This is a genomic window from Mesorhizobium sp. Primo-A, assembly GCF_003997175.1.
Classification (GTDB): domain Bacteria; phylum Pseudomonadota; class Alphaproteobacteria; order Rhizobiales; family Rhizobiaceae; genus Mesorhizobium; species Mesorhizobium ciceri.
In genome coordinates this window covers 23,662-30,084 of sequence record NZ_RZTG01000027.1, presented here as the reverse complement: position 1 = coordinate 30,084, position 6,423 = coordinate 23,662, and the positions used below count along the sequence as shown (strand labels likewise).

Here is a 6,423-nt window from a genome sequence, read left to right as displayed (position 1 = left end):
CAGCCGCCGTCCGCAGCACCGATGGCCACGACGATCTCGTCGGCAGCCGGGCCGTCGGCGATCTGAAAATTGGCGGTGATGAAGTGTGAGCGGCGACCGTTCTCGCTCTTGTGCATCATCTGAAGCGACAGCAGCGCGCCAGGCGCGCTGCGTGTGTTGCAGAATTCGAGATAGGTCGTGCCGCCCACGAGGTGAAGGAAATTGCTTCTCGCCTCATTAACATGGGCTAATGCGAGAGACCCTCCGAGAGGGTATTGGAGAGCTTAGCGAAAGGGCTGAACGATGACGATAGTCGAACTGGCTTTCGATTTGCTTGCGAAGAAGCTCGCCGCCCGCACCGGCATTTCCAGCGAAGAAGCTAGTGACCTCGTCGCCACTATGGGAGCTGATTGGTCGTCACTCGTGCGAGCAGCAAGGGTAATGAAAAAATACTCCGGTGTTGCCTGACCCGCTCGGCCTGGAAGGACTTCCTCCTCGCATGAGGGCACAAACGACCAGCTTGATGGGACGAATCGTCAGGCCATAACGGAGGCCGGTGGCACGCGCATTTCCCAGAACGCACTCGATCACCTGCCAAGAAAACATGGCGGTGCGGGTCGCCCCAAACTCTCGAGACAACGCCCGACCGCTGCCGAATGTTTCGTGGCCCGGCCCGACGGAGGTTCTCACTTCAGTGGCCTAACGATGCTTCTTGCGACTTGCGTCTTGACGCAAGATGCCGCTCTCTCAGTTCCTGTTTTCAATCGGAATGACGCTCCACGCCCGCATGAGGAACTGCCGTCATCAGACCAGGTCGTTGGTTTGTCGTTGCCGCCCAAACAGGACGGTCACCCCCAAGACCGATACGAATACTACCTGGTCAAGGTAGTTGCTATGTGGGCCCGCGCCACGGCGGTCAGCGTGGGCCCGTACGCTGCGCTGACCGGCGCTCACTATCGCCTGCGAGCCACGATCGTAGATCAGCGCTTGGCGTTGTCACTCTCCGAGTCGGCCCGCGCGAGGAACTGCTCGGCTGTCGCTGGAATATGGCTTTTCAACCAGTCCGCCATCGCAACTTCCTCACGCAGATTCTCTTCGCAGAGCTGGGCGACCTCTGCTTCGCCTAGCGATTTGGCGGCGGCGATCAGGATTGTGTAGGAGGCGATTTCCATGTGCTCGAACGTGTAGCTTGCAAGCGATCCCTTCATCACTTCGTCCCCGGCGAACACCCCACTGAGCGACTGCGTCATTGCCGTCAGCTTGCCGCCGGCATCCTTCAGTGTGGAAGATCCTTGTCCGATGCGGTCAAGACAGGTTTCCAGCCGAGCAGCCTGCTGTCTGGTCTCCTGGATGTGCTGGCGAATCCGCTCGCTGAGCTCAGGATAGTTCTCTATCCGGTTCAGTTGCCCATTCAACATGGTTTCGGCCTGCTCCTCCATGGCGTGAGCATCCCTGAGCCATTGGACAAGCCATTCGCGTGATTCTGACATTTCATACCTCCTTCATGGGTCGGCCAGAACTTTCAAAGGGAGATATTGTTCCTCATCGGTTGAGCTGCGGAGTCAGCCTGTATTGCAGGCTCCTTGAGGTAGGCGCTGCAAGCGGGCGCTTGGCACCAGGAGAGAGTGGCGGGCGACGGGCATGGTCGCGGTGTCGGCGTTGGCAAAACGCATTCCTGCAGAAATGACGAAGCTGCTGCCTGCCGCGGGTTCCGTGATGGATGATCTCAATGAAGCGTTTCGCGTCGGCTCGCATTCCAATACCCGCGCCGCGATGTGTCAGGCTGTGTCTTGCCCGAGCGCCTTGGCCGTTGCCATTCGTCTTGCAAAATCAGCCCATTGCCGGTGCGCCCCAGCGAGGCCTCCAGGTTCAACAACGGAGATCATATCACGATGGAACGTCACGGCGTTTCGCAGGTTGGTATTGGGGTTTTCGCGCTAGGGAAAGAGCCATGACTTCTTCAGACAAGTCTTCAACTAACATATCACACCGCTCCGAGAAATCGAGCGGCAGGAGCCCGTCAAAGCCGGCGACACCTTCACCGGCCCCAGAGAAAATATCCGGAGCAGGCCCTGCGGTCGCCGAGCATTCGAAAGACGCCAAGGCGCCCAGAGGCGGGCGTCAACCTGGGGCCTATGTCAAGGATTAGATAGCCGAGCTGGGTTGCGTTTGTCTGGCCAATGCAGGAAGCGACGAGGAGGTTTTTATGCAGATGATGGGAGTTGTCGTCAGCCGAGACCAGGCTCCGGTCGTGGAATTTCGGGGCGAGGGAGGCGAGTGTATTACAGTTACCCTGCAGGCCGGGCATACTCTTCCCGACGATGAACTCATTGCAAAGGCCAGGGCCATGATGGTTCAGGTCGCTCAGTTCGGGACGGACCAGATCAACAATGCGGCGATGTCTGACGGGTCGTCGGCCGATGGGGTGATACAATCCGGAATGTCGGGATAGATAGCTTCGCTCGATGCAGGCCTGCTGCAAGGCCACGAGTCGGCAGCGGACGTGCAGTCATCAGCCAGAAGATGGCGAGAACGGTACGCAGGCAAGGCACGCAGATCGCACCCTCCAAAGCAGCGACACCGGTGATCATCGAAAAGCCGAGCGTGAGCGTTGGGGCTATCAAAGCTATGGAACAAAGCTTGCGCGCACTGGTTGGGGCCAAATTCAACGCTGTGGGGAGGGGATATGTCGCGTATCTTCAATCTTGGTTTGCCGGTCCTGCTTGGCGCTGCAACGTTCACGCTCAATGTTGCTTCGGACCCGCTGCCGCCGGATCTGACGTATCGTCCATTGCCAAGCTTGCCTTTTTCTGCGGTCAAGGAAACTGACGAGGCGCAAAAGCCGGCTGTGACACAACGGCAACGCGGCCTGCTCGAGAGCCGTTACGATCTGGCCGACCGGCCGATGCCCGGCGTCATGATGTCGGGCGGGCGCAAGGCTGTACAAGAAGGCTCGCGAGTGAAACTGCCGGCAGGCGAAACCTGGAGCAGCCTGGCAGCGAAAACCCCTCAGGAAATTCGTGATCGTGGTCTGTTGCCGCAAGGCTTCCTACCGTTGCCGCACGTCAAGCAGGCCGCCGGAGGTCAGGTCTTTCCTGAAAGTGAGATTAGAGAGATCGGCGCTGATGAAGGACGCGATCTGCGACGCTTCGACGTCGATTTCGATCTACCGGATCACCTTACCCCGGAGTTTCCACCTCCAATATTTCTGACCACGCACCCGGAGCTTGGAGATGTGTCGCGAGGGGATCTGCTGACGATACGCAACTTCTACGAATACATGAACGGCATCATCACGCCCGTGCAGATGGAAGGACTTCGTCTGCTGCTGACGCCATTTCCGCAGGAGGAATTCAACCAGACCGAGGACAGGAAGGTAGCGATGCAAAGCACGGGTGTCGCTTGCCTCGATTGCCATTCCAATTTCCACACCAACGGGGCGTTTCACCTCACCCCGGACGTGCGGCCGCAAGCCGAGCGCTTCCGGCTCGACACAACCAGCCTGCGCGGCTTGTTCAACCAGCAGATCCACGGATCCAAGCGCTCGCTGCGTTCCGTGGAAGACTTTACGGAGTTCGAACAGCGCACCGCCTATTTCAACGGCGATCACGTGAGCGCCACCCGCAAGGGCGTGAACCTGCCGGATCGGCCCAACCAGGTCGCGATGATGGCGCAGATGCAGAACATCATCGATTTTCCTCCGGCACCCAAGCTCGATCCCTTTGGACGACTTGACCCGGCTACCGCCAGTGCGCTGGAGATCAAGGGCGAGCAGGTGTTCATGGGAAAGGGCCGCTGCGGCGAATGTCATGTTCCAGCCCAGTCCTTCATGGACAACAATATGCACGACCTGAAGCTCGAGCGATTCTACAAAGTTGGTCAGACGTTCAACGACCAGGTTGCCATTCCAGATGGACCCATCAAGACCTTCACGTTGCGCGGGATCAAGGATTCTCCGCCCTATCTTCATGACGGCCGTCTGATGACGCTGGGCGATACCGTTGAGTTCTTCAACCTGGTGCTCGGAACGAAGCTCGACCAATCGGAAAAGGAAGCATTGGTGGCCTATTTGCTCACGCTCTAGACATCATCCGGGAAAAACCGCGGCCGACAATTAACTAGGTATTGAATGGAGGACAGTTCATGCGTGCCGCCATAATGACAGTAGTCCTGGCAGTGTCGCCCTGCTGTGCGCTGGCGCAAATCGGCAATCCAGCCGGTCTTGCCCCCGATACCAGTATGGAGAAGCCTGGAGTTCCAGCACCGCACCAGACGAATTATCAGGATCGGCTTTTCGTACAGCTAATTACGGCAGGCGGCAGGGCCGAGATAGAGTTCGGGCGACTCGCGGCTGGAAAGACAAGCCACGAAGACCTCCGTGAATTTGCAAATCGGATGGTCGATGATCACAACAAGGCCAATGAGCAGCTGAAATCCGTGGCCGATAAAAGCAAGATTCCACTTCCCGAAGGGCTCGATCCAGATCACAAGAAAATCCGTTCCGATCTCGAAAAGCTCGACGGCGCCGCGTTTGAGCTGGCGTACCTGAGGGCGCAGATCGTCGATCACCAAAGGACGGCGCAGCTCCTGGCTTGGGAGATAGGCTCGGGCGAGGATGCAGCGCTTCAGCGCTTCGCCTCCGAAAAGCTGCCGACGGTGCTTGAACATCTTGACCTGGCCCGCACGTTGCACGCGAAGCTGGCAGGCCAAGCCCTGTTCGCGCCGGATACGCAAAAGGCCAAATGAAGCGGCGGTCATGTGGCACCTGAAAGTTCAGCTGCCTTCCGTGAATGTCAGCGCACGCGCTTCTGTTCGTCTGATTGAGAAAGTGACGCCATGGCGGAACTTCGGATCGCCGCCGCGCTTAATCCGGTGGAGGAGTTATCCGATGAACGCGACCAAAGAGTTTTTTGAAAGCTGGCTGCAGGAGAATGTCGGCACTCTTGCCGGCCAAGAGGAAGTGAGCTTCGCCGTGCTGGCTCAGCAATTCGAGCAGGATGCCGAAGCGGCCGGTTATGGTCGCGAGGTGCGTGAGGACGAGCTCGGAAACATTGAAGATGCGATCGAGCAAGCGCTCAAGAAAGCGCGAACTGGCGTGCATGGTGACGCCGCTGGCGAACCCAGCGATGTGGCAGCCCTCATGGATGCGCTGGAGGTCGAAGATGCCAAAAGCGGGCCGTAGGCCATACCAGATCAGCTCTTTTCGTTTGTCGAAGTTGCCGGGGTAGCCCCATGGAGCAGTTTCGCAAGGACATGGCCGCCTTGGCAGAGCCGGCTTTCTGGGTGACGATAGGTTTGCTTCTGGTCCCTTATGCGCTTGGAACGGTGCTGCTCGTTTGGACCTGCGGCTGCCTGTAAGGTGCTACTGACACACCCCGGTGGTGGTTCAACGGCCCTAACGCCATACAATACGGAGCTAATGCGCTCGCGGGGGGATCCTGCGCTGCAGCAATGTCCGAACGATCTCGTCGCCAGGAAGTTCATCGTCGACACCAAGCTCCTTTGCTGCCGGTAATCGCACCGCCGCGGCTGACAGCTTTTGCGAGAGGGGAGAGGGCCGCCGTGTGCAGGCGCCGACGCTATCTGCGCTCTCAAAGTTCCAGCTACGGCCCCCTGTCACGGTTCCCCGATCACGCGCCTGAAGCGCGTTTCCTTGCCTCGAAAATAGCCCAGCAGCTTGCGCGTTGCCTTGGAACACTTGTGTCATATCGAAGTTCGGCCCGCATAGGAGAACCGAGATGGCCATCCCACAAGCGGACAACGACAACCACCTGCGCATGAAGCCGGCTCATCGAGGCAAAATCTCGCCCAAGGGGGCGATACACCAGGTTAGAGCACGACCCAGGTACAAAATGGCTCTGCGGGCGACAAGAATTAAGGCGAGGCGCTGAGATGCCGCGGACCAATAATGACGCTCGCAACGAGAAGACCACATCAGCTGCAGCAATCATTGTCGACAAGGAACGTGCTGAGCGCGCCGCCAAGACGGCGCGGTTGAAGGAAGCGCGCCTCGCACAGGCCATCACGCCGTCTCCCATAGAACGCAAGCAGCGTGTCACCAAAAAGGTTCGCAGGATTTTTGTTGCTGGCTAGGAGGTGTCCGTGACGCGCAATCATGACAAGGAAAGATACGACCGCGCCAAACGCATCAGCCAAGAGACGCTGGACGCTGAACGCGCACAACGCGCCGAGAAGACGGCGCGGCTGAGACAAGCAAGGCTTGCACAGCGTCCGGTGGAGTCGTCGCCGGCGCAGCCGCAAACTCGCCGCAAACCCATCCAGGCTCTCAAAAAGAGAAGCCGTAAGGTGATCGAAGTCTTTTAGGCTCTCCACATCCGTGCGGAACACTGGGAGAGTCCAGCGGCGAGCGCGGCTGGGAGGGAGGGCTTCCGCGACCTGATCCAGCAAGGCTGCGAAATACCTGGCGAGCAATCGCGGGGACTT

General features: G+C 58.7%; 8 protein-coding genes and 1 pseudogene. 7 read left to right on the top strand and 2 right to left on the bottom strand.

The features are described from left to right. A pseudogene (locus EOC83_RS31215) lies at positions 1–188 on the bottom strand (amino acid synthesis family protein); the annotation flags it as partial. A gap of 94 nt (positions 189–282) precedes the next feature. Here EOC83_RS31215 and EOC83_RS32955 point away from each other — a divergent pair. Beyond that, positions 283–447, top strand: coding sequence for a hypothetical protein (locus EOC83_RS32955; RefSeq protein WP_164752019.1), 165 nt, complete (start codon positions 283–285; stop codon positions 445–447). Positions 448–959: 512 nt separating this feature from the next. Here the strand turns inward: EOC83_RS32955 and EOC83_RS31210 are convergent. Further along, on the bottom strand, positions 960–1,469 hold the full coding sequence (locus EOC83_RS31210) for a DUF892 family protein (RefSeq protein ID WP_063170790.1): 510 nt from the start codon (positions 1,467–1,469) through the stop codon (positions 960–962). Positions 1,470–2,185: 716 nt separating this feature from the next. Between EOC83_RS31210 and EOC83_RS31200 the strand changes: the two genes are divergently transcribed. The 6 genes from EOC83_RS31200 to EOC83_RS31170 all read left to right on the top strand — a co-directional run bounded on the left by EOC83_RS31200 (position 2,186) and on the right by EOC83_RS31170 (position 6,303). After that, a complete protein-coding gene (locus EOC83_RS31200; protein WP_013525108.1) occupies positions 2,186–2,431 on the top strand; it encodes a hypothetical protein in 246 nt (81 codons plus the stop codon). A gap of 234 nt (positions 2,432–2,665) precedes the next feature. Next, positions 2,666–4,063 carry a cytochrome b6 gene (locus EOC83_RS31195; RefSeq protein ID WP_013525109.1) on the top strand — a complete coding sequence of 466 codons (1,398 nt, stop codon included), beginning with the start codon at positions 2,666–2,668 and terminating at the stop codon, positions 4,061–4,063. A gap of 59 nt (positions 4,064–4,122) precedes the next feature. Beyond that, positions 4,123–4,725 carry a DUF4142 domain-containing protein gene (locus EOC83_RS31190; protein ID WP_082826787.1) on the top strand — a complete coding sequence of 201 codons (603 nt, stop codon included), beginning with the start codon at positions 4,123–4,125 and terminating at the stop codon, positions 4,723–4,725. Between the two features lie 142 nt (positions 4,726–4,867). Further along, a complete protein-coding gene (locus EOC83_RS31185; protein ID WP_013525111.1) occupies positions 4,868–5,161 on the top strand; it encodes a DUF768 domain-containing protein in 294 nt (97 codons plus the stop codon). Between the two features lie 710 nt (positions 5,162–5,871). After that, a complete protein-coding gene (locus tag EOC83_RS31175) occupies positions 5,872–6,072 on the top strand; it encodes a hypothetical protein (RefSeq protein ID WP_013525113.1) in 201 nt (66 codons plus the stop codon). Between the two features lie 9 nt (positions 6,073–6,081). After that, positions 6,082–6,303 (top strand): hypothetical protein, encoded by a 222-nt coding sequence (locus tag EOC83_RS31170; RefSeq protein ID WP_013525114.1) that lies wholly within the window; start codon positions 6,082–6,084, stop codon positions 6,301–6,303. Positions 6,304–6,423 lie beyond the last annotated feature (120 nt).